This window comes from Microbacterium sp. B35-04 (genome assembly GCF_010634885.1).
Lineage (GTDB): Bacteria > Actinomycetota > Actinomycetes > Actinomycetales > Microbacteriaceae > Microbacterium.
Genome location: NZ_MWLP01000012.1, coordinates 1 through 19,702 on the forward strand (window position 1 = coordinate 1; position 19,702 = coordinate 19,702).

At 66.4% G+C, this 19,702-nt stretch carries 21 protein-coding genes; 13 read left to right on the plus strand and 8 right to left on the minus strand.

Features of this window, described 5'->3' with window-relative positions; all coding sequences use genetic code 11:
• The 6 genes from B1729_RS03365 to B1729_RS03390 all read right to left on the minus strand — a co-directional run.
• A partial coding sequence (locus B1729_RS03365; protein ID WP_204318847.1) for an SDR family NAD(P)-dependent oxidoreductase occupies positions 1-350 on the minus strand: 350 nt, incomplete at its 3' end.
• Positions 351-670: 320 nt separating this feature from the next.
• Positions 671-1,807: an alpha/beta fold hydrolase gene (locus B1729_RS03370; RefSeq protein WP_239539356.1), complete on the minus strand. Its 1,137-nt coding sequence runs from the start codon at positions 1,805-1,807 to the stop codon at positions 671-673.
• A gap of 8 nt (positions 1,808-1,815) precedes the next feature.
• Positions 1,816-2,712 carry a hypothetical protein gene (locus B1729_RS03375; protein WP_239539359.1) on the minus strand — a complete coding sequence of 299 codons (897 nt, stop codon included), beginning with the start codon at positions 2,710-2,712 and terminating at the stop codon, positions 1,816-1,818.
• A 113-nt stretch (positions 2,713-2,825) separates the two neighbouring features.
• Positions 2,826-3,260 carry a hypothetical protein gene (locus B1729_RS03380; RefSeq protein ID WP_239525968.1) on the minus strand — a complete coding sequence of 145 codons (435 nt, stop codon included), beginning with the start codon at positions 3,258-3,260 and terminating at the stop codon, positions 2,826-2,828.
• Between the two features lie 94 nt (positions 3,261-3,354).
• Positions 3,355-3,777 (minus strand): hypothetical protein, encoded by a 423-nt coding sequence (locus B1729_RS03385; protein WP_163618445.1) that lies wholly within the window; start codon positions 3,775-3,777, stop codon positions 3,355-3,357.
• A 266-nt stretch (positions 3,778-4,043) separates the two neighbouring features.
• On the minus strand, positions 4,044-4,292 hold the full coding sequence (locus B1729_RS03390; protein ID WP_163618446.1) for a MarR family transcriptional regulator: 249 nt from the start codon (positions 4,290-4,292) through the stop codon (positions 4,044-4,046).
• Positions 4,293-4,720: 428 nt separating this feature from the next.
• Between B1729_RS03390 and B1729_RS03395 the strand changes: the two genes are divergently transcribed.
• The 12 genes from B1729_RS03395 (at position 4,721) to B1729_RS20860 (ending at position 15,654) form a co-directional block, all read left to right on the plus strand.
• Positions 4,721-5,458 (plus strand): hypothetical protein, encoded by a 738-nt coding sequence (locus B1729_RS03395; protein WP_163630685.1) that lies wholly within the window; start codon positions 4,721-4,723, stop codon positions 5,456-5,458.
• Position 5,459: 1 nt separating this feature from the next.
• Positions 5,460-6,071 (plus strand): M23 family metallopeptidase, encoded by a 612-nt coding sequence (locus B1729_RS03400; RefSeq protein ID WP_163630687.1) that lies wholly within the window; start codon positions 5,460-5,462, stop codon positions 6,069-6,071.
• Positions 6,072-6,098: 27 nt separating this feature from the next.
• Positions 6,099-6,398, plus strand: coding sequence for a hypothetical protein (locus B1729_RS03405; RefSeq protein ID WP_163630689.1), 300 nt, complete (start codon positions 6,099-6,101; stop codon positions 6,396-6,398).
• Complete coding sequence (locus B1729_RS03410) at positions 6,398-7,861, plus strand: hypothetical protein (RefSeq protein ID WP_163630691.1); 1,464 nt, start codon at positions 6,398-6,400, stop codon at positions 7,859-7,861. Before B1729_RS03405 ends, B1729_RS03410 begins: the two co-directional genes overlap by 1 nt.
• Positions 7,861-9,351: an SCO6880 family protein gene (locus B1729_RS03415; protein ID WP_163630693.1), complete on the plus strand. Its 1,491-nt coding sequence runs from the start codon at positions 7,861-7,863 to the stop codon at positions 9,349-9,351. Before B1729_RS03410 ends, B1729_RS03415 begins: the two co-directional genes overlap by 1 nt.
• Positions 9,351-10,952: a hypothetical protein gene (locus B1729_RS03420; RefSeq protein WP_163630695.1), complete on the plus strand. Its 1,602-nt coding sequence runs from the start codon at positions 9,351-9,353 to the stop codon at positions 10,950-10,952. Before B1729_RS03415 ends, B1729_RS03420 begins: the two co-directional genes overlap by 1 nt.
• Positions 10,952-12,223, plus strand: coding sequence for an AAA family ATPase (locus tag B1729_RS03425; RefSeq protein ID WP_163630697.1), 1,272 nt, complete (start codon positions 10,952-10,954; stop codon positions 12,221-12,223). Before B1729_RS03420 ends, B1729_RS03425 begins: the two co-directional genes overlap by 1 nt.
• Before the next feature lie 43 nt (positions 12,224-12,266).
• Entirely contained in the window at positions 12,267-14,066 is a 1,800-nt protein-coding gene (locus B1729_RS03430; protein WP_239539360.1) for a type IV secretory system conjugative DNA transfer family protein, read from the plus strand.
• Positions 14,063-14,455, plus strand: a complete 393-nt coding sequence (locus B1729_RS03435; protein WP_163630701.1) for a hypothetical protein — start codon at positions 14,063-14,065, stop codon at positions 14,453-14,455. Before B1729_RS03430 ends, B1729_RS03435 begins: the two co-directional genes overlap by 4 nt.
• Positions 14,452-14,964, plus strand: coding sequence for a hypothetical protein (locus B1729_RS03440; RefSeq protein ID WP_163630703.1), 513 nt, complete (start codon positions 14,452-14,454; stop codon positions 14,962-14,964). Before B1729_RS03435 ends, B1729_RS03440 begins: the two co-directional genes overlap by 4 nt.
• The gene (locus B1729_RS03445) at positions 14,961-15,413 is read left to right on the plus strand and encodes a single-stranded DNA-binding protein (RefSeq protein ID WP_163630705.1); all 453 of its coding nucleotides are present in this window, start codon (positions 14,961-14,963) and stop codon (positions 15,411-15,413) included. Before B1729_RS03440 ends, B1729_RS03445 begins: the two co-directional genes overlap by 4 nt.
• A 109-nt stretch (positions 15,414-15,522) precedes the next feature.
• The gene (locus B1729_RS20860; RefSeq protein WP_275575834.1) at positions 15,523-15,654 is read left to right on the plus strand and encodes a hypothetical protein; all 132 of its coding nucleotides are present in this window, start codon (positions 15,523-15,525) and stop codon (positions 15,652-15,654) included.
• Positions 15,655-15,675: 21 nt separating this feature from the next.
• On the opposite strand, the gene B1729_RS03450 is transcribed toward B1729_RS20860, so the two are convergent.
• Positions 15,676-15,936: a hypothetical protein gene (locus B1729_RS03450; protein WP_163630707.1), complete on the minus strand. Its 261-nt coding sequence runs from the start codon at positions 15,934-15,936 to the stop codon at positions 15,676-15,678.
• A gap of 75 nt (positions 15,937-16,011) precedes the next feature.
• Between B1729_RS03450 and B1729_RS03455 the strand changes: the two genes are divergently transcribed.
• Entirely contained in the window at positions 16,012-16,344 is a 333-nt protein-coding gene (locus B1729_RS03455; RefSeq protein ID WP_163630709.1) for a hypothetical protein, read from the plus strand.
• Between the two features lie 107 nt (positions 16,345-16,451).
• Here the strand turns inward: B1729_RS03455 and B1729_RS03460 are convergent, their stop codons facing one another.
• Positions 16,452-19,469 (minus strand): AAA family ATPase, encoded by a 3,018-nt coding sequence (locus tag B1729_RS03460; protein WP_239539363.1) that lies wholly within the window; start codon positions 19,467-19,469, stop codon positions 16,452-16,454.
• Positions 19,470-19,702 lie beyond the last annotated feature (233 nt).

Genomic DNA, 19,702 nt, shown 5'->3' on the forward strand with positions numbered 1-19,702 from the left:
TCCCGCATATGCGGGAACACCGCGGCCTGACTCGCGAAGGCCGACGCCGTGAGGTTGGTGGCGAGATCCCGTTGCCAGACGTCGAGACTCAGCCCTTCGAATGACTCACGGCCGCACGTGCCGGCGCAGTTCACCAGGATGTCCAGCCGCCCGGCCACTGTGGCCGTCCGATGGATCGCCGCCTGCAGCGCCCCGACGTCACTGACATCAACGACGGATGCGCTGCTCGCGCCGATCTCGGCTGCGGTGTGTTCGACGTCGGTGGCAATGTCGAACGCGGTGACGCGAATACCGTCGGCGACCAGGCGCTCGGCGATCGCGCGTCCGATACCCCGCGCGGCACCGGTCACGATCGCCACCTGTCCGCGCAACGGCGATGGCAATCCTGGGTGAGCTGCGGCTTCTGTATAGCTCATGTGCGCGAGACCTCCTCGGCTCGAAACGTACCTGCGACGGGCGAACAGAATCGAGAACTCGATGGTGCTCAACTCATACATCGGCCCACCGCGCCATACGCGGCGTACGAATACTGAAGCGTACACATATTTTATTGCGCTATCCAGCACGGGAGATAGGAGCTAGGCGCTCCCTAGCAGGGCAATCTAAGCCGCGGCAGTATTTCAGGGAGTGCCCGGAGGTTCTTCAGCCATAACGAGGAGCAGGGGAGCTCTCAGCTGCGTGTGCGGCACGCCAGCCACTCGCGGACGGTGCACTGCCACCGCTCTGGGTCCGAGTTCCAAGTCATCGTGTGATCTGCCCGGAACAACTCGTAACGCACTAGGTCCGGTCTGAGCTCTGCAACTCGGCTCGAGACGGCGAAGGGCGCGGACGAGTCACCTGTTCCCTGGAGAATCAAAGTCGGGACGGAAAGGTCCGCGGAACGTTCGACCCAATCGAATCGATCAAGCGGGATGGGTGCCTCGAGCCCGGCCAAGTCGGACAGCACTCTGTTCCGCAGCCACGGACCGGCCAGAAACCCGAACCAAGATGGCAAGCCCACACGCGCGCAGTTCGCGTTGATGGCCGCCGACCAGTCGAGGACAGGCGAGTCGAGCACGACAGCATCGATCAAACCCTGAAACTCATCCTCCGCCGCGAGCTGCAGTGCTATTGCAGCCCCCATCGACCAGCCGAACAGCACCATACGGCGCGCGCCCCGATCAATCGCGTAGTGCATGACTTCGCGTACGTCATCTTTCTCTAACGCGCCAAGCGTCGAACGACCAGTACCGACCGTCGGGCCTTCGCCATCGTTGCGATACGTCACGACTAGTGACGTGAGATCAAGTTCGGAGGCAACCTCGACACCCCGGAGCGTGCCGGCGCGGGAACTGCCTAGACCATGGATATGGATTGCCCAAACATCGTTGCCGCTCGTCGCCGGACGAATTATCCACGTCGGCGCCGGCCCAGCCGGCGTCGCGATGTCGATGTCGACCGCGTCGAGGCAGGCGTCTTGAGGATCCCGGTAGTAGATGCCGCTCCACGAGGCGCGTTGGCCGACGCTCAACTCAGCGTGTGCCGTCGTTCCAGCGACCGTGCGCGTCACTGTGGCCGACCCTTCGCCGACGACCGCACCGAGCTTCACCCAGCCGCCGCCTTCGAGCCAGAGATTGTAGATACCCCGCGCTTCTGTCTTGGAGTTGCGGTCAAGGACGACGGCGAGCGCTTCGCCATCTCGAACGATGCCGCGAATCGTGAGATCGTAGACGCGCTCTCCGGGCGGCGCGGTCAAACGCCGTGCGATGAGGAGGCCTGTGGTGGCTAAAGCCGCAGTGATGGCACCGATGCCGACAGCCAGGGCCACGATGCGCCTCAACGTGCCTCCCTCGACTCACCGGCAAGTGGAACAGGCTTACGCCCCTCGGTTGGATCCTGCCCGAGAAGGTGGGCCTCTGCGTCGTCGACCATCACGCGCTCCTGCTTATTCAGCTTGAAGCAAACGCGAGGATCGATCGCGGCATCCCGGATTTCCACCACCTGCCGATGCAGCTGCGCCTCCGAGTCCTCGAGAGGAAGCCCTGCCAGGTCGCCCTGGCTGATTCCTGGCCGTATCTGAGCCGCTCTTCGCCATGTCGGGGTGAGTTGGCGCACGAGCTCGTGGGTTCGCCGTTCGCGCGACCGCGCCAGCGCCCAGCGAACGCCCGGCTGGCCCGCCAGGCCCAAGCAGAGGAACAGGAAAGTCGAAAGAAATAGCGGCCCGTAGATGGTCGAGACGGTGGACATCAAGCCGACATTGCCGGCGACATGCGCCACGTCCATGACGAGGACGGTCGCAGCCAAAGCGACTCCCGACAGGCTTCCGACCAGCAGCAAGGTCGACGGCAACCGCTGCATTCCCCTGCTCTGCGCAGTCTGCCTCGCGGCCACCACAGCCATCACGGCGACAACAACGCCGTCATACCCGAACTGGATGATCGAGTACGCGGCTGCGGCCGGTTGCGCGCCGAGGTCCAGCATGAAGGACGTCGTCGTGCCTCCCCGGTCGATCAGGCTGAATGCGAAGACAACGCCGACGAGAGCGACCGCGAGCACAGTTCTCCCCAGGGCAATCCTGACGGCGCGTGGTTGGTACTCGCTCGCTCTCGCAACGCCGCGACCGAGGAAGAAGATCCCCACCATCAGCGCCAGGTCCGCGACGAGGGTCGCGATGTTGGCACCCGCGAAAGCATCATCGACCGCGACGTACACCGGATCGATGTTGAGAGTCATCGATACGGCGATTGTCACCGCGGAGTACGTGATGCTGCGGTCAGCTCGCCCCCACCGCAATATGAGAAGGCTCGCGACGAGCAGCCACATCAAGACGGATACGAGGACAGGGATCACCCGAAGATCTCCAGGAACCTCGACTCGTGAAATACGCAGCCTCGGATCGCGGCGGCGAGGTGATCCGCCAAGGTCTCGGCGACGATCTCGTCCTCCGCGACCAGATCCTGCCTGCCAAGGAGCCGCCGACGGGTATCTGGAGCGATGTCGGGCAGCAGAAAGTCCGGAGTGGGCATCCCTTGGTCGTCACCGTGATCGAGCATCATGTGGGCCAGCTCATGCAACACGAACTGCTGCCGGTGAAGCGCGGAGTCGCTGCGCGCGTGCAGGACAAGGTCCTCATGGTCGGTCATCAGCCACAGCGCGCAGATACCGTCTTGGTCGTTCAGCTCCGCGAGTTCCACAATGCGAAGGGGGCGTTGTCTGCGACGCTGCAACGCATTGACGAGATCGTCGAACGAGAAGGCCTCGCCGAGGGCAAGGTCAGTCATGGCCGTCGAAACGGTCTGTCTGATGTTCATAGCGTCATCACATCCCTTCGGCGAGGAGCCGCTCGTCGGCTTCCACGGTTGCCGACGAGCTCCTCTATGTGTGCGTCATTTCTTCGTCCAAGAACCGGCTGATTGCCCTGAGCGCCGCCGGAGAAATATCGCCTAACGTTCGGGCCGCATACGACTTCACCTTCGCGGCCCGCATCGATCGCACCAGGTCAAGCTGCGCGCTGACTTTCGCGGGCATCGGAGCGCCGTCCTCACCCACGAGGAACCCAACCTCCACGCCGAAAAACTCCGCGATGCATTCGATAAGCGGGCGATCCTGGACATACCGGTGACCGTTCACGATGTAGGTCCACCGAGATCGCGACAGGTTGACGCCTCTGCTCTGCACGAAGGCGGCGATCTGCGAGAAGGTCGGCTCCTCGCCGGTCTCCGCGATCGCCACATCGAGCAGCAGCCGCAGGCGTTTCGCCAAGTCCTCCGCCGCCACTTTGCTCTCGTCTTCTGTCATGTCTGCTGACCGCCCTTCGCCCTCGGGTGAGGCAAGGCATTGCCGATGAGTGCTCATCGCTGGTGTTGAGCATGCCCAATCTACGCATTGGGCATGCTCAATTCAACGGTTGCCGATCCTGACACGTGGTGCGAAGCTGAGACGCAACGCGGTTGAGCATGCTCAAAGTTGATGGAGCGGCGCCACCCGCGCCGTCCTCCCCAGAAGGGCCATCGATGCCAGGACCTGCCGCAATCAACCGCATACGGCTCAGTGAAGCCAACTTGCTAGAACTCCCCCAACACCTGATTCAGCCGCATCACCATTTCAGTGACTTGAGCATCGTCGACGATGTACCTCACTCGCTGCCCGCGAATCGCGACGTCCCGCGGCGGATCCGCGATGATCAGCCCGGCGTCAAGCAGCTTCTCGAGACCGTTCGCGACCGTCATCTTCGGGATCTCGAGAGCATCGGCGATCTCCGCCCGCGTCTGGCCCGGGTGCTTCCGCAAGTGGCCGATGATGGTCGCCTGCATGATGTTCCCGAGAGCGTTGATGGGATCCTCCGCGTAGTCACTGTTCGCGGGGCGGGCGTATCGGGGCACCTGCCCAGTGTGGCGCACCGTTCGAGCCGCGTCTACGCGAGCGAATCGAAAAGTACTTCACATCGCGAGTGTAGTGTTATACGCTTCCCTCATGTCAAGGGCCCCGGGAGCATGCAGCGCGGCAGGCGTCGCCCTGAACTGCTCGGCGCCTGCCAGCGCACAAGCACGAACGACACCGATGTCAGCGCTACATGGCGACGGAGCACTGCCATGGTGACCACGAGAGGCCCTGAGCAAAGCACGATTCACCCGTCAATATCCGAGTACGCAACGTTTAGACGGACCGGCGGCGAACGAATGATGCCGTCGGGCGCTGAGTCAGTCACGGTCGTCGTCCTCCCCATCGAGGAGGATGAGCGATGACGGACGCACGCAAGAGCAACAGGTGGGGCCTCGTGTGGGCGCTGGTCGGAGGCGCCATCCTTGTCGTGGCGATCATCGTGATCGCGCTGACCTCCCTCCTCGCTCAGCCCCCGGAGACGACTCCGTCACCGCTGCCCTCCGCCGGTTCGACACCGACGAGTAGGCCAACGGACGAACCTGGCCAGGCGTTCGTCGATTCTTCTGTCATAGACAACGGCTGGATCCCAGAGCCGATCACCACCGATGCCGACGTATACGTCCGCGCGGCGCTGGCTGCGGCATCCACTTTCGATACGCAGAACAGCACCCGCTCCGACTGGCTCACCTACCTCGACACGTGGTTCACCCCAGACACGCGGTACACGTCGGAGGAGGATCGCGAGGACGATTTGCGCGCGTCACAGCTGGAGCTGCGGCAGGCAGTCGTGCTGCCCGAAGAGGAGTGGGACTCGCTCGCGAACGAGGCCGGCCGGGTAGCCGCCGATGTGCGTGGCGAGATCACGTACAGCGAGGTGCCCGATGACGCCTCCGGCGATATGCGCATTGGAACCGCCGACGTCTTGCTGACCTTCACGCGCTCCGACGCCACGGGCGCCGAATCGTCGTACGACGAAACCGTGCGCGTGAGCGTTCAGGTGCTCTGCGGCGAAGGATCGATTCCCACCCCGAACACCGTCCAGCAGCCCGGAGACTGCAAGGTCGTTCGCTACATCTCGGGGTCATTGGAGCCCTGACATGGGTGCCCCGGTCGCCGCCGCCACAGCCCTCGCGAACACGAGGACCGGCCGCAGGATCGTGATCGGGGCAGTCCTCTTCTTCACTCTCGTCACCGCGTTCTTCTTGACCTCGCTCATCACGATCCCCTTCGCGGTCGCTGGTCAGTCCGTGAGCACTGTCGAGAAGGCGCAGCCCGTTCCCGCCGCGAACGGAGAGTGGGGATACCCGCTCGCGGGTGGCTACTCCAAAGGGCGCGGCTACGGCCACAACCCGGTGAACGGCTGCAACTACTGCTCCAAGAATCACCAGGGCTACGACATGGCGCAGGGCTGCGGCGCGACGATCTACGCGGCCGGCGCCGGACGTGTCATCACCGCGGGCTCCTTCCACGGGTGGGGCAACACCGTGCGCATCGACCACGGTGGCGAGCTGGTCACCCTATACGGCCACATGCAGTGGGACTCCATCCGCGTCAGCGTCGGTGAGAACGTCACGGCGGGTACGCCGCTCGGCGCCGAGGGTAACACCGGCCGTTCCTTCGGCTGTCACCTGCACTACGAGGTACAGCGCGACGGAACTGCCATCGATCCGCAACCGTTCATGGCCGCGCTCGGCCTTCCGCTCAAGTGACGCCACCGCCAACCAAGGGAGCACACAATGTACTACTCACAGTCGTATCCGGCGGATGTCGATATCCCAGACATCGAGCCGGACTTCTCGGCGCCGTTCTTCCAGGGGTTCCAAGTCGTCGCGTCGTACATCCTCGCCGGCGCCATGATCGTCGTCCTGATCATGCTGATCATCGCCGGCGCGGCTCTCGCCTTCCGTGGCCTCGCGTCTGACCGGGTGCGTACTTGGGCCGGCGAGAACATCGTCTGGATCTTCATCGCCGCCGCGGTGCTCGGCGCCGCGAGTGGCCTTTTCCAGTGGTTCATCAACTTCGACTTCGGATTCTGATGCGTACCGGGCGTGCTGTGCTGATCGGATGCCTCGCGGGCGTCGGTCTCGCGATGAGCTCGCTCGTGCCAGCCCAGGCGGCGATGCCGGCGCAAGGCCCGCGAGCAGCGGCGGGCGCGGCATCCGTGACTGGAGAACCGTGGTCGTCGCCCGCGTATCCCGTCGACTGTCTGCAAGCCGGGGCGCAGATCACCTGCACGCCGCAGAACACTGCCGACATCAAACCGCAGCAGTGCTTCATCAACGTGTTTCTGGCGGGGTCCAAGGCGACTCTCTGCACAACTTATGAGGATCACGTCGTGGCGATCAAGGCGAGCGGAGGCAAACCGCTCCTCGTCGAATATGGATGCTCCCTCGGCGACGTGGTCTGCCTCACGTTCGAGAACGCCGGCCGTGGCATGGCGCTATCCGCCACGGGCGCGATGTTCGCCGTCGCCCAGAACATGCGATTCGACACCTCCTCCGTCCTCTGGACAGCCGCGATCACCGAGTGGTCCTTCTGGCAATGGGCGATCCTCGCCGTGTTGTTCGGCGCGATGGTGTGGGCCATCGCCGCCGCCATCGTCTCGGGCGACCGCTCCGAACTCATCGGAGCAATCGTTCGCAGCTTCATCGCCTTCCCTGCCACGGCGATCACATTGTGGGCAAGCGGCCACCTTCTGAACGCGATCGATGACCTCACCTGGTACGTCATGAATCGCGACGGCCCCGAAGGACTCTTCTCCACCCTCCAGTCGGTCATGTGGGCGGGCGGCCAGGCCAACTACTTCTTCGCGTTCGTGATCCACGGACTCCTCATGATCGGGATGCTGCTGCTGATGCTCGTCTTCGCTTTCCGGAACATCGTGCTCGCCGCCCTGATCGCGGTCGGACCGATCGCATGGATGCTGTACCCGGTGCGCTCCGTCGGACCGCAGTGGGTCGTCCGCTACGTCTCGGCCGTCGCGGTGCTGCTACTCACCGGCCCGTTGACCATCGGGTTCATGACCCTGATCGTCAACGGCCTCGCTAACGTGACGACGATCTGGGATCCGCAGTCGTGGCCGCTGCTGATCGGACTCGTGCTGGTGGCTTTCGCACCGTTCGCGGTGTTTGGCCTGTTCAGCTTCGTCGGTGCCGTTGCGGCCGACTCGGTCGGCTCCCGCATTGGGTCCGGGGCGGGGCGGGCTGCGTCGAACGCAGCGCGCTCTGCCGCTCGCATCCCGAGCCGATTCCACGCGACCCCCGCCGGGGTGACATCCGCCGGCGCAACCGGCGGCACGTCAGCCAGCGGCGGTCGCTCCTCCGGTGGTCCACCGCTCGGTCTCTCGAGGCCATCCGGCCCCTCGGGCTCCGCCGGTCCGTCACAAGCGTCGACCCCCTCGCAACCGTCGAGTCCGAGGCCCAACTCAGCTACGTCGCCGCAGCGCGGCCGTACGACCACCAGCACTCCCCCACCTCCGCGCACTGAGAGGACAGCGTGATGACAATTCAGGATCTCTCCCGACCAGTGCGGCTGCCGCGCCGCTCCCGTCAGGGCGTCGTGATGGGCATGGACAGCTGGCAGCTCGCGTGCGTCGCCGTCGCAGCGATCGTCGTGCTGATCTGCGTCAACAGATTCGGGCCTCCCGGACTGCTCTACGGCGCGCCGATCTATGTCCCGATCGGGGCATTCGCGTTCGTGACCGTGCATGGCGACTCGGCGCCCAGGCAGGCGGGGCTCTGGCTCATGAAGCAGCTCCGCCACACTCTCGGAGCCACCAAGCACATCTACCGACCCGAGCGTCCCCATGTTGCAGGCACACTCAACCTCCCCGGCATCCGGGCGTCCGTGCAGATTTGGGACGTCGAGGGTGTCGCATGCGTCTACAACCCACACGATCGGTCCGTGTCTGTGACCGCCGAGGTCGAGGTCGAGGGGTTTCTCATGAAGGACATCCCGGAGCGTTTCGACCTCGCCCAGCAGTGGTCGCCTGTCCTGGCGTCGTTCACACAGCGCCCCGGGGTCAAGCGCGCGGTATTGCAGGAGCGAACGATCCCGACCACCATCCGCGCGGCGCGCGACCACTACGAGACGGTGATGATCAAGCGCGGACTGGACGCGGCATCGCCGGTCAACCGCAACTACGAGCAGGTGCTGAATCGCGCCGAGCCGTTCGCGGTGTCGCACCGCAACTACCTCACGTTCACCCTCGATCTCATCGCTCTCGGCCCTCAGTTGAAGGCGCTGGGCGGCGGCGAGGGCGCAGTGAAGTCGCTCGCCGCGCTCGAAGCGCGCAACCTCGCCGACGCGCTGCGTGCCTCGCGGATCACGGTCCGCCGCTGGCTCTCGCCGCGCGATGTCGCCGCGTTGACACGAGTTGCGTTCGATCCGGAGTTCGCCGCGAACGTGCAGAACCGCCCCGACGACAATATGGGTGTCGACTCCGTTGCGATCGGGCCGATGTACCTCGAGGAGCCGCGCGGCAAGAACGGGGTGGTCTACAGCGACTCGGGCGTGCACACCACGATGTGGATTCACGAGTGGCCGCGGTCGGATGCCGCGATCGGCTTCGTCGAGCCGATCGTGTTCGCTCGGATGCCGTCCACCGGTGAGGCAATCACTCACATCCTTTCCATCGTGCTGACGCCGGTGTCAGTGAAGAAGGCGATGAAGCGGATCGAGGACGACAAGAAAATCTGGCGCGGGAACGAGAAACTTCGAGCCAAGCGCGGCGCCGACGGGTCCGCGGCCGATGCTGCGGACTGGGACGCGCTGGAAAGACAGGAGGAGGAGATCGTCGCCGGTCACGGCGAGTTCCGCTATGGCGCGTACCTGACCGTCACCGCGCCGGACGAGGCGAGGCTCGATCAGGCGATCGCCGGCATGCGGAACGCGCTCGCGCGAGCGGGCATGGAGCCGCAGACCCTCTACTGCCAACAGGCGGAGGCGCTGATGGTCAACGCGCTGCCCATCGGCCTGGGGATGAAGTGATGGCGCGCCAGGCAGCCGTTTTCGAGTCGCGCGAGCTCTCCAAGCGCGAGCGGCGCGACCTCAAGCGGGAGGTCAGCCGTACCACTCGCGACATGGAGCCTCGGAAGCCGAAGCGACGCGACCGCGCCATGCCCGAGGCGGCGGTCCCCGGGGCATTCGGTCCAGGGCTGACGGATGGCGGCTACTGGAATCTGGCGCGACCGTCGATCGCGGCGCACCAGGCGACGTCCCGCCAGATCGCCGGCATCTATCCCTTCGTCGCGGATGCCGGGCTCGGTCACAAGGGACCGGTCCTGGGCGTCGACCTCAATGCCGATGCGCTGTGGCACTTCTCACCGTGGGAAACGTACGCCATCGGCGAGGGTCGCGGAACGTTCTCAACGAACCTCCTCGTGCTCGGTGCGTACCGGGCGGGCAAGAGCGGCACAGTGAAGACCTTGGTGACCCGCTCGATCGCATTCGGACACCGCGCGGTGGTGCCCTCCGATCCGAAGGGCGAGTGGGTCGCCGTGGCGGAGGCGGTCCCCGGTGGTGTGGTCATCCGGATCGGCGGAGGGAGCGCCGCACGCCTCAACCCGCTCGACCGCGGGCCGCGCCGAGCGGATGCCGACGACGAGCAGGACGAGAAGATGGTACGGCAACGACGCATCACGACCCTCATCTCACTTGTCGAGATGGCACTCGGAGGCACACGGCTCACCGCCGTGGAGCACGCTGCGATCCACGAAGCCCTCAAACGATGCATCGTCGCGACGGGCGACCGGCCGACGCTCCGGGGCGTCTACGACCAGCTCGGAACGATCGTCGACGATGCCGGCACCGACTTCCGACTCTCCGATGGTGCCGTCCAGCCGCGCTTCGTGCTGCGTCGTTTCGTCGACGGCGACCTCTCGGGCCTGTTCGAGGACGAGTCAACGGTTGCGTTCGACGCGGACGCCCCGATCGTCGTCGTCGACACGTCCGAACTCTTCGCGCGTAGCGAGCTGGTCGCGCAACTCACCCAGGTATGCACGACCGCGTGGATCCAGGCCGTCGTGTCGGACCGATCCGCGGGCCGCACCCGTTACCTGATCCGTGAAGAGGGCTGGCGCGACATGACGAATCTCGCAGCGCTCCAGATGTTCCAGCAGTGGCTGAAGCTCTCCCGCCACTACGGGATCAGCAACATCGTCATCCTGCACAAGATGGGCGACCTCGATGCCGTCGGCGATGCCGACTCGAAAGAGCGAAATCTCGCGTACTCGATCGTCGGCGACATCGAGAACAAGTTCATCTTCCGTGTCAACCACCAAGAGATCGCGAGCCTACGAGACCGGTTGAACATCCCTGCCACTCACGTCGACGACGCACGACGGTTGCGGATGGGAGTGTTCCTCGCGTACGTCGGCCAACACGCGTACGTCGTCGACTGCTTCGCCACGTCGACCGACTGGGAGTACGAGCTCTTCAAGACCGACGAGGCGATGCAAGCCCCCGATCGCGACGAGGGAGCTCTCCGATTCATCGACTCCGACGACCTCGACCGGTACTGGCCGGAGCCGTCCCCCGCCGACGCCAGCCTCGACGGCTGGCTCAATGCCACCTGGAAGGAGGCCCCGTGATGAGCCTCGACACTCGGCCCCGCACGTACGCAACGATCACGGGCACGATCGCCACGTTCACGAGCCCGGACGGTCGCGCCGAGCCCATCGCGGCCGCAGACGAAGAAGACATCCGCCAGATGATCGTCCTGCGCGCCGCTGCCGAAGCTCGACGCTCCGGAACCCCCGTCGAACTGATCACCACCGGCGACCGCGGAGACCACCACCTTCTCGTCGCTGCCGACGGCGCGATCGTCGCCGCTCCCGCGACACCCACAGGTTCAGAAGACGTCACCGACCCATCGCAACAGGGAAAGGAGGTGAGCGAACAGGCTCCGGGGCAGTCCTCCGCGCATGGCAGTTCCGTCCCGGAGCCTCGCTCTCGCACCTCCTTCATCACTGCTCCGAACCCGACCGTGCTGCCCAAAAGCGGGTGGCGAGGAACCCTGACCCGACTCGGCATCCCCGTCGGTCCATCCCGCGCTGCGGCAGACCACGCAGAGAACGAGCGCGACGCGTCGCAGCAGTGGGCCGGATGCCGCACCATCGCCGTCGTCAACGGCAAGGGCGGCGTCGGCAAGACCATGACGACCGCGATGATCTCCGCCGTCTTCGCCCGCTACGGCGGTGGCAACGTGCTCGCCTGGGACAACAACGACACCCGCGGAACGCTCGGCTGGCGCACTGAACAGGGTCGGTACGACACCACCATCCGCGACCTCCTGCCGGCCGCCACCGGGCTACTCGCGCCGACCGCATCCGTCTCCGACATCACACGCTTCGTACACCACCAGACCATCGACCGGTATGACGTGCTCCGCTCCAACCCCGAACTGCTCGCCACCGACCAGCGCATCGCCCGGGCCGAGTTCGATCTGCTGATGCAGGTCGCCGCCCGCTACTACCGCGTCGTGATCTTCGACTCCGGCAACGACGAGTCCGCCGACCGCTGGCTCCGGATGATCGACTCGTCGTACCAGCTCGTCATTCCTACGATCTCCTCAGCCGAGTCGGCCGAGTCAGCCGCGCTCCTCCTGGATGCCCTGCGGCAACGCGACGACCGCTCTCGCTACCTCGCCGACAACGCTGTGGTCGTGGTCACGCAGGCTGAGTCGCGCGGTGCCGCAGCGGGTACCGCGATCGCCAACGGGTTCGCCGACCAGGTGCGAACTGTCGAGCGGATTCCCTTCGACCCCGCGCTCAAGTCGGGACCGCTGCGACTCGACGACCTCCGTCCAGCGACCAGGGACGCGTGGCTACGAGTCGCGGCCGCGGCCGCCCGAGGACTGTAGTGGGCCACTGATGAACCAAGGGATGCTCGGCAAGGCGGTTGCCGTGATCATTGCCATCTCGGTCGTGCTCAGCCTCGTGTTCACTTTCCTTGCGGAGATCGTCACCCAGATGGTGTGCGAGTCGCGGCCGGAGGCCCGCAATATCTTCTCCGGACTGTGGCTTGCACTGAGCGGCGACCCCGCCACCTTCACGCCATCCGCCACCTGCGAATTGCCGATCCTCCCGATCCGCATCATCGACCTCGTCGCTGTCGGGCTGGTCCTCGGCCTCGCGTTGCTCGGACTGATCACCTACCGGCGGTACCGGCAATCCGACGCCGCCTTCATCGCCGACCTCCGATCTCGCACGGGCTTCGCCGAGGCATCCGAGATCCGCAAGCACATCTCCGCCAAGGCCGTGCTTAGCCGTGCACGTCAGCTGCGGCCCGACATCGCGCACCCGCGCGCGACCGATGTCGGCTGGCGCGTCGGCCGCTCTCGCGGCATGGACGTCTTCGTTTCGATTGAGGACTCGGTGGCTCTCGAAGGACCGCCTCGCTCGGGCAAGGGTTACCGCGTGCTGATCTCAGCGATCCTCGATTGGTCGGGTCCGCTCGTTACCACGTCAACGACGAACGACAACCTCACGGCAACCATGCGCATGCGCGAGCGTCGTGGCAACGTTCACGTCTTCGACCCACAGGGGCTCTCCGGCGTGCGGCATCCGCTCCGCGTCTCGCCGATCGCCGGCTGCGAGGATCCGCTCGTTGCGATGCAGCGCGGCACCGCGATCATCACGGGCACCGCTCTCGGAGCGTCGACGACGAACGGCGAATGGGCACAGGCATCCGGTGCCGTGCTAGGTCGTCTGCTGCACGCTGCTGCCGTCGGTGACCGCACCATCGCCGACCTTTACAACTGGGGAACCAGCCCCGTCGTCGCTCGAAAGGCGGTCGACATTCTCCGCGCCGACGGTGCGCCAGGCTGGGGCGACAACCTCGAGGCGACGCTCGCCGGCGACGACAAGCTCGTCTCGTCGATCTGGTTTGGGGTGCAGGGTGCGGTCGCCCCGCTCGCGGTGCCAAAGATTCGCGAGGCGCTCATGCCTCGCCCCGGCGATCGCGTGTTCGATCCGCGCGAGTTTCTGGATGCCGCCAACACGCTATACCTCATCGGCTCGGCGTCCGGCGCATCGGCGATGGGCGGATTCCTCGGCGCACTGCTCGACGATGTCGTCGAGGTCGCGCGCACTCGCGCGCTCGCCTCCCCCGGCTCCCGACTCGGCCACCCGCTCGGACTCATCCTCGACGAGATTGCCAACATGTTCCGGTGGGGCAACCTCCCGCAGGTGATGGCCGACGGCGGCGGCCGCGGCATCTGCACCTTCGTCGTGCTGCAGGCGCTCTCGCAGGCCGAGACATCATGGTCCCGCGCCGAGGCCGACACCATCTGGGCAGCGGCGACCGCCAAAGTGCTGCTCGGCGGCGCCTCGCACGTCGATCACCTCCGCGACGTCGAGACGCTCCTCGGCACCCGGCAGACACGCCGGACACAGCGGTCGTGGTCGACACGCGAGACGGGCCACTCCACGAGCGAGCAGCACGAGCGACTGCCGCTCATGTCGGTGGACGAGATTCGAAGGATGCCGCAGACGGTGGGCCTGCTCGCCTATCGCAACCGCCGCGGCGTGCTGCTCGATCTGGCCGGATGGGATGAGCGTCGTGATGCTCGCGCAATCCAGACGGGCAAGCGCGACACCGAGACCGAGCAGCGAGAGGTCTTCGACGATGCGTCCCGAGTCGTCACCGATCCCGTGCAGACCGCCGCCGACGTGGTGGATGCCGAGGCGGTGAAGGACGAGTGACGAACCGCCGAAAGTCCGCACTCCGGAACTCCTACAGATCGGAGTTTCTCCGGTCGCCGGCATGGTTTGCTCGCCGGGGCCGGTGGTTCCGCAAGCAGGAGCAGCTCGGTGGTCCGCTCTCGTGCGCCGCGTGCGGGCGACTCGCACGCAAGCAGCAGCTCGAGCTTCACCATCTTGACTACGCCGGAGTTCGCTTCGTCGACGGCGCGTGGCGCGCGTTCGAACGGCATGGCGACCTCGTGCCGCTGCACCCGTACTGTCATGACCTGTTGCACCGCCTCATCGACCGCGATGTCGTGCTGGCACGTTACCGGTCCCGCAGGGACGCGTCGACGTTCGCGCTCGAACGACTTCGGATCAAGCTCACCGCGTCGGAGGAGTCGTCGTGAACGAGTACGACCCCGAAGAGATCGAGCGCCTCGTCGCCGCCGAGCTCGCGGGCTTCCATGCGCGTTCCGATACCTCGCAGCCGATCGGACTCCACGCGGTCGACTGGCAGAGGATGCCGGATCAGGATGCCCCGCGCGAGTGGGCGGATCTGCGCGACTGGGTGGAGTGGTTCACCGTTCGCTACGACATCCCCGTCAGCGTGGTCCCGAACTGCTGGTGGAAGCACGGCGCGCTAGTCGAAGAGTTGTCGGCGCTGCACGTCGCTCACCTCGCAGCATTCGACTCCAGCGACGCGGGGTTTGGCGCTATCGGCTGGCACGAACGACTGGCCCTCGCGACGCCCCGCCTCAGCCGCGCCGGAGCCGGGTGCGCGAGCGGCCATAGCGGCACGAGACCTCGCTCGTGGTCGAGCGCGACCGACGAGCAGGAATGGGACGCGTGGGTCAGCGAGACCCATGCCCACCGAGGCGTCACCGTGGCGTCTCCGGACAGGAAGGAAGAAGTATGACCACCAGGATCCCGGTCACCATCGAGGGCAACCTCACTGGTGACCCCGAACACGGCGCCGGAGAGTCGGGCAACGAGTACGCCCGGTTCACCATCGCCGTCAACGACCGCCGCCTCAACGAGACCACCAACCGGTGGGAAGACGTCGGCACGGTGTTTCACCGGGTCGTCGTGTTCAACCAGCAGTCCCGGAACGTGGCCGACTCGCTCCGCAAAGGCGACAGCGTCATCGTCGCCGGCGACCTCCGATTCGGCACCTACACCGACAAGGAGACTGGTCAGACCCGTGAGACCCGCGACATCGTCGCGGACAACGTCGGCGCGTCGCTGAAGTTCGCGACGGTCGCGGTGGAGCGCGCCCCAAAAGCTAACGGCCCCGACGCGGACAAGTCCGCTACGGGGCCGGTAGCGGCACCGGCCTCGTACGCCGGCACCGGGATCGTCCGCTGACCTGAACCAACAAGCAAGCGGGGCGAGAGTCAGCGTACTCTCGCCCCGCTCTTCTGCCCACCGCCAGTCCGTGGCGACCGACCGGGGTGCAGACGCTTACGCTCGAAGGGTGATCGACGTTCTCGATGACGCGCAGACACCACGATGCCCCGAGTGCGGTGCCGTGTTGCGCGACGTCGGCCACGGCTACGCCTGTCACTCCTGCCGCATCGTCGTCATCGGCAGCATCCCCTCCACCTGACACGGCGCTCGTTGCACACCTTCAGGCGTAGCAGCGGTGCACGTGCCAGTCGGTCTCAGTCCTGTAGACGTCGAACACCACCGCCTCGCCGGAATCGTCGGTCGCCTGGAACCGCCAGCCATACAGCCCGCCGCGCTCACCGTGGGCTGCCGCCCAGATCGAGTCCCGCAACCGTGTCGGCGTGTCCGTGACCTTCCACCGTCGCCCGGCGAAGAACATCCGGATGGGAATGTCGTCGACCATCCAGAGCGTCACTTCGTGTTCTACCGTCACTCCCACCATGGCATCAGAGAATAGAACATTTCTTCGAGCTTGGGTAGGGTGGTGTTGTTGCCGGATGAGGGGGATGTCCGGGTCATGGGAACGAACAAGCGGTACGCCGCGTACTACGACCGGCAGATGGACGCGCGCATCCTGCAGCGCATCGCCGCTGAGTTCCCGCTGCAATCCCTCACTGATGGCGAGCTGCAGGCGGGCTCGCTTCCCGTGACCCGTGATCCGCAGCCAAAGCCCTGCAAGGCGTGGGTGCGATTCGGGCCGCACGCGATGCTCGTCGACGGGGTCGTCGTGGTCTGGAACGATCTTGCCTGCGGCATCGAATTCACCATCGGCGACCGGCAACTGCGGTGCTGGGTATGGGCCAACGCGGTCACACCGATCGAGCCCGGATACCCGTCTCACGAGCACTGAGTCTGCTTGAGCCCGCCGCAGGAGTCACTATCGGGCGGATCCGAACGATGTCCGGCTCCTCAACGCCACTCGCGCGCGGGCGCCCCCTGCTGCGCCTCTGTGCGCCGCTACAACCCGAGCGAATGACTGGACGGAGCGACGGCGAATGAGGGCGCAACTTCCCGGTCCTGTGCGGCGCGGGCCTGGTCTTCCCGTGCGCGGTCGAGAGCCGGCAGTGCTGCTCGCAGGGCGCGCTCGGCGACCGCGTCGTCCAGCGCCAGCACGATCGCGGAGTACTCCTCCGCGGCCCGGCGGTACTGTAAAGTCCGGCCCGCAACGCTTTCTTCCAGGACGGCCCGGCGATCCGCCGCATCCTCGCTCGACCGTTCTGCATCGTCCCGGCCATGCTGGAGAGCGTCGCGGGTGGCCAGGTGCGCCGCAGCGCCCTGCAGAGACCGGCTGGCCCTGGTCATCCAGTCCGCCATGCGCTCGAGGGAGTCGTGCAGGGTGGCGGCATCCTGCCGATAAGTCGCGATCGCCCGGCCGATTGTGGGGCTCGTGCCGGCGGGGCGACGCACTCGGTCGTTCCATGCTGGGACCGCCGGCTCTTCGGGATCGGGGTCGCGGGCGGCGCGCCCGAGTTCGGTGCGTGCGGCGCGGATGGAGTCGTCGATGCTGATTTCGGGGATGCCTCGCAGCATGCTGTCAGCGACCTGGTCGCGGGCCGCCGCCGCGGTGTGGGCGATGGCGGTGGTCTCGTTGTGAACCCGCCCTCGGGTCATCCCGACGTAGAGCCCTGATGCGTCCACACCGGGACCGACGATGGAGGCGTGGGTGGTCTCCCCTTGGATGCCATGCACGGTCGACGCGTAGGCCAGGTGTACGTGGGTGGCGGCGTAGTCGCGGCTGACGCTGCGCAGGTCGCTGCTGTCGTTGATGCTCGCCAGCTCGAGGGTGTCGGGGAGGATGCGGCGGATCGCCCAGAGCGCCCGGTTCTCGACACCGGTCCGCCGGTCATTCAGTCGCGTCTGGACCACGTCGCCTTCCAGCAGCCGCTGCTCGTCCTGCCCGATCGCGATCCGGCGCTGATCGAGCTGGCCGAGTTCGAGGCGACGCTGCTGGATGGCCTCGTTGATCGCGTCAGCTTCCTCATTGGTGCTCGTCACCAACGCGACGCGTTTGCGGGCGCTCGCCCACCGGAAGTACGCCTCGACCATCACCTCGCGGGCCTGGTCAGCGTCGGCCACCCGATGGATGAACCCCCGGTCGTCGAGGTCCGCAGCGACCGCGAGGGCATCTTCCTTAGATGCCGGTTCCCGCATCCGCAACGTCAGCGCGGCATAGTCCGGGTCGCGGAACCGGTGCACCGCGTTGAGTTCCACGACGGCGGTCGCGCGGCGGGTCATGCATACCATCGCCCCGGCATGGCCGACGGGCATCGCCTGCAGGTGGTCGCCGACCATCGCGATCCCCGCACCGGTCTCCTCCGCGAGCGTGGCGAGCGCGTTCGCGGTATGCAGGTCGACCATCCCCGCCTCGTCGACCACCACCCGATCCGCCACGTTCAGCGGAAACCGGCGTGGTCCGTCGAAGACGCGTCCCGTGCGCGGGTCGGTCTCCCCGCGGTCCAGGCGCGTCCACACTTCCGCGCCGACCGAGTCTTTGCCCCACCGGAACCCGTGGTCGGCGAGCAGGGCATGCAGGCTGGAGGCGGTCGCCCCGATCTCCAGTCCCGCGACTGACGCCGCCTTCTTCGTCGGCGCCACCACCACCAGGCGTCGCCCCTGTCGTGTCAGGGCCAGACGTGCGACGCGGAGCATCGTGGTCTTCCCCGCTCCAGCCGGGCCGGTCACCGACACCAGCCGGTCCGTCCCCGCGATCGTCGCCGCCGCATCCGTCTGACCGTCATCCAACGCCAGATCCTCCGCCAGCACCTGGGCGCTCAACCGTGCGATTTCGGTTCGCTCGACAGGCTTGCCCGGGCGAGTGAGTCTGTCGAACCGGCGGGCCAGCTCGACCTTCAGCGCGGCGGTCGAGGCGGCCATGAACGACTTGACGTGCGCCGGGCGCGTCTCGCCGTCGAGGAGGTCGACCGTCAGAGCTGCGGCACGTGCGGCGATGTCGTCGATGACCTCCTGCAGGTCGGCCCGGCGGGCGACGACCCCGGATGCCGCGACCGCCCGGGTCGCGCCAGCGCGGATGTCATACGAACTGAACCGGCCCCCACAACCCGTCGACCGCGCATCCGCATCGACCACCGCCCGCGCCGCCAACAACTCCCGGTCCAGCTCCTCCACGGCGACGGCGCGTACGAGCGCGGCGGGGCGTCCATCAAGAAGGGTGGGGTCGACCACAAGGAGTTCGTCGCGGATCAGCTGCTCCCACTGCGCCTCGTCGACCACACCAGGCTGGTTCGGCCGGTGCTGCGCCCACGCCAACCGGTCGATCTGCTGCACCACATCGTGACCCGGCTCCTGCCCCGGATGCGCGGCCCGCCACTCGACCAGCAGTGCGGCACGGTTCGCCTCGATCTGCGTCGACCGCCGCGACAACGGCCGCACCACGCCCGCAAGCTCGGAGATCTCGCCATCACCGTCAAGGGTGTAGCCGTGGCGGGCGAGCGCCCCGATCCATTCCGGGTCGGTGCGGGCCGCCAGCTCCCCCTCGGCATTGATGAGGGTATGCAGTCTCATCGCGACCCGCGAGTCGACGTTCGACCACTTCCCGTCCACACCCTGCACCTTCACGCCCAGCCACAGATGCCGGTGGATGTGCGGGTCCAACGCCCGGGAGCGGCGGTGCTGCAGTTCGACAACCTCGACCCGGTGCAGCGGCTCCCGGATGCTGCCGCCGGCGCCGCGACGCGCGTTCAGCTCCCGCTGCCACGTCGTGATGACCCGATCCCGCAGCCGGTCCTGCAACGCCTCGAACTCAGCCGCAAGTTCCCCACTAATGAGCGCGGCGATGCTGTAGGACTTCGGCGCGTTGATGGTCCCGTCCAGGATCAGATCCGCCGTCGATGACATCAGCTCACGACCCCGGTGTTCGTCGGTGTGCGGGTCGTGGCCGTCGACCCAACGCCGCAACTCCTCGGCGTCGAGTGAGTCGATGCTGATCTCTCCGGCGATCACGGTGGATCGCGTCACATGCGCAGCGTCGCCTCCGCTGTACGCGGCGAGCGCCTCGACGCCCGTCACACTCCGCAGGTGCGAATCGCACGTCCCCTTGAACGCGTACGCCATCGCCTGCCGAACCCCCTGCGACTCGACACCACGCTTCCAACGCTCCAAGCCACCCCGCACGGCACCAGGGTACGCCTGACATGTCTTAGTTGCGAGTGCTTACACAGAAAGTGCCTGCGTGCATTGCTGTTGTCCCC

Excerpts from the sequence above, each read along its gene's own strand:
- B1729_RS03375 (WP_239539359.1), bottom strand. The coding sequence starts at position 2,712 with ATGACTCTCAACATCGATCCGGTGTACGTCGCGGTCGATGATGCTTTC.
- B1729_RS03380 (WP_239525968.1), bottom strand. The coding sequence starts at position 3,260 with ATGACTGACCTTGCCCTCGGCGAGGCCTTCTCGTTCGACGATCTCGTC.
- B1729_RS03385 (WP_163618445.1), bottom strand. The coding sequence starts at position 3,777 with ATGACAGAAGACGAGAGCAAAGTGGCGGCGGAGGACTTGGCGAAACGC.
- B1729_RS03390 (WP_163618446.1), bottom strand. The coding sequence starts at position 4,292 with ATGCAGGCGACCATCATCGGCCACTTGCGGAAGCACCCGGGCCAGACG.
- B1729_RS03395 (WP_163630685.1), top strand. The coding sequence starts at position 4,721 with ATGACGGACGCACGCAAGAGCAACAGGTGGGGCCTCGTGTGGGCGCTG.
- B1729_RS03400 (WP_163630687.1), top strand. The coding sequence starts at position 5,460 with ATGGGTGCCCCGGTCGCCGCCGCCACAGCCCTCGCGAACACGAGGACC.
- B1729_RS03405 (WP_163630689.1), top strand. The coding sequence starts at position 6,099 with ATGTACTACTCACAGTCGTATCCGGCGGATGTCGATATCCCAGACATC.
- B1729_RS03410 (WP_163630691.1), top strand. The coding sequence starts at position 6,398 with ATGCGTACCGGGCGTGCTGTGCTGATCGGATGCCTCGCGGGCGTCGGT.
- B1729_RS03415 (WP_163630693.1), top strand. The coding sequence starts at position 7,861 with ATGACAATTCAGGATCTCTCCCGACCAGTGCGGCTGCCGCGCCGCTCC.
- B1729_RS03420 (WP_163630695.1), top strand. The coding sequence starts at position 9,351 with ATGGCGCGCCAGGCAGCCGTTTTCGAGTCGCGCGAGCTCTCCAAGCGC.
- B1729_RS03425 (WP_163630697.1), top strand. The coding sequence starts at position 10,952 with ATGAGCCTCGACACTCGGCCCCGCACGTACGCAACGATCACGGGCACG.
- B1729_RS03445 (WP_163630705.1), top strand. The coding sequence starts at position 14,961 with ATGACCACCAGGATCCCGGTCACCATCGAGGGCAACCTCACTGGTGAC.
- B1729_RS03450 (WP_163630707.1), bottom strand. The coding sequence starts at position 15,936 with ATGGTGGGAGTGACGGTAGAACACGAAGTGACGCTCTGGATGGTCGAC.
- B1729_RS03455 (WP_163630709.1), top strand. The coding sequence starts at position 16,012 with ATGGGAACGAACAAGCGGTACGCCGCGTACTACGACCGGCAGATGGAC.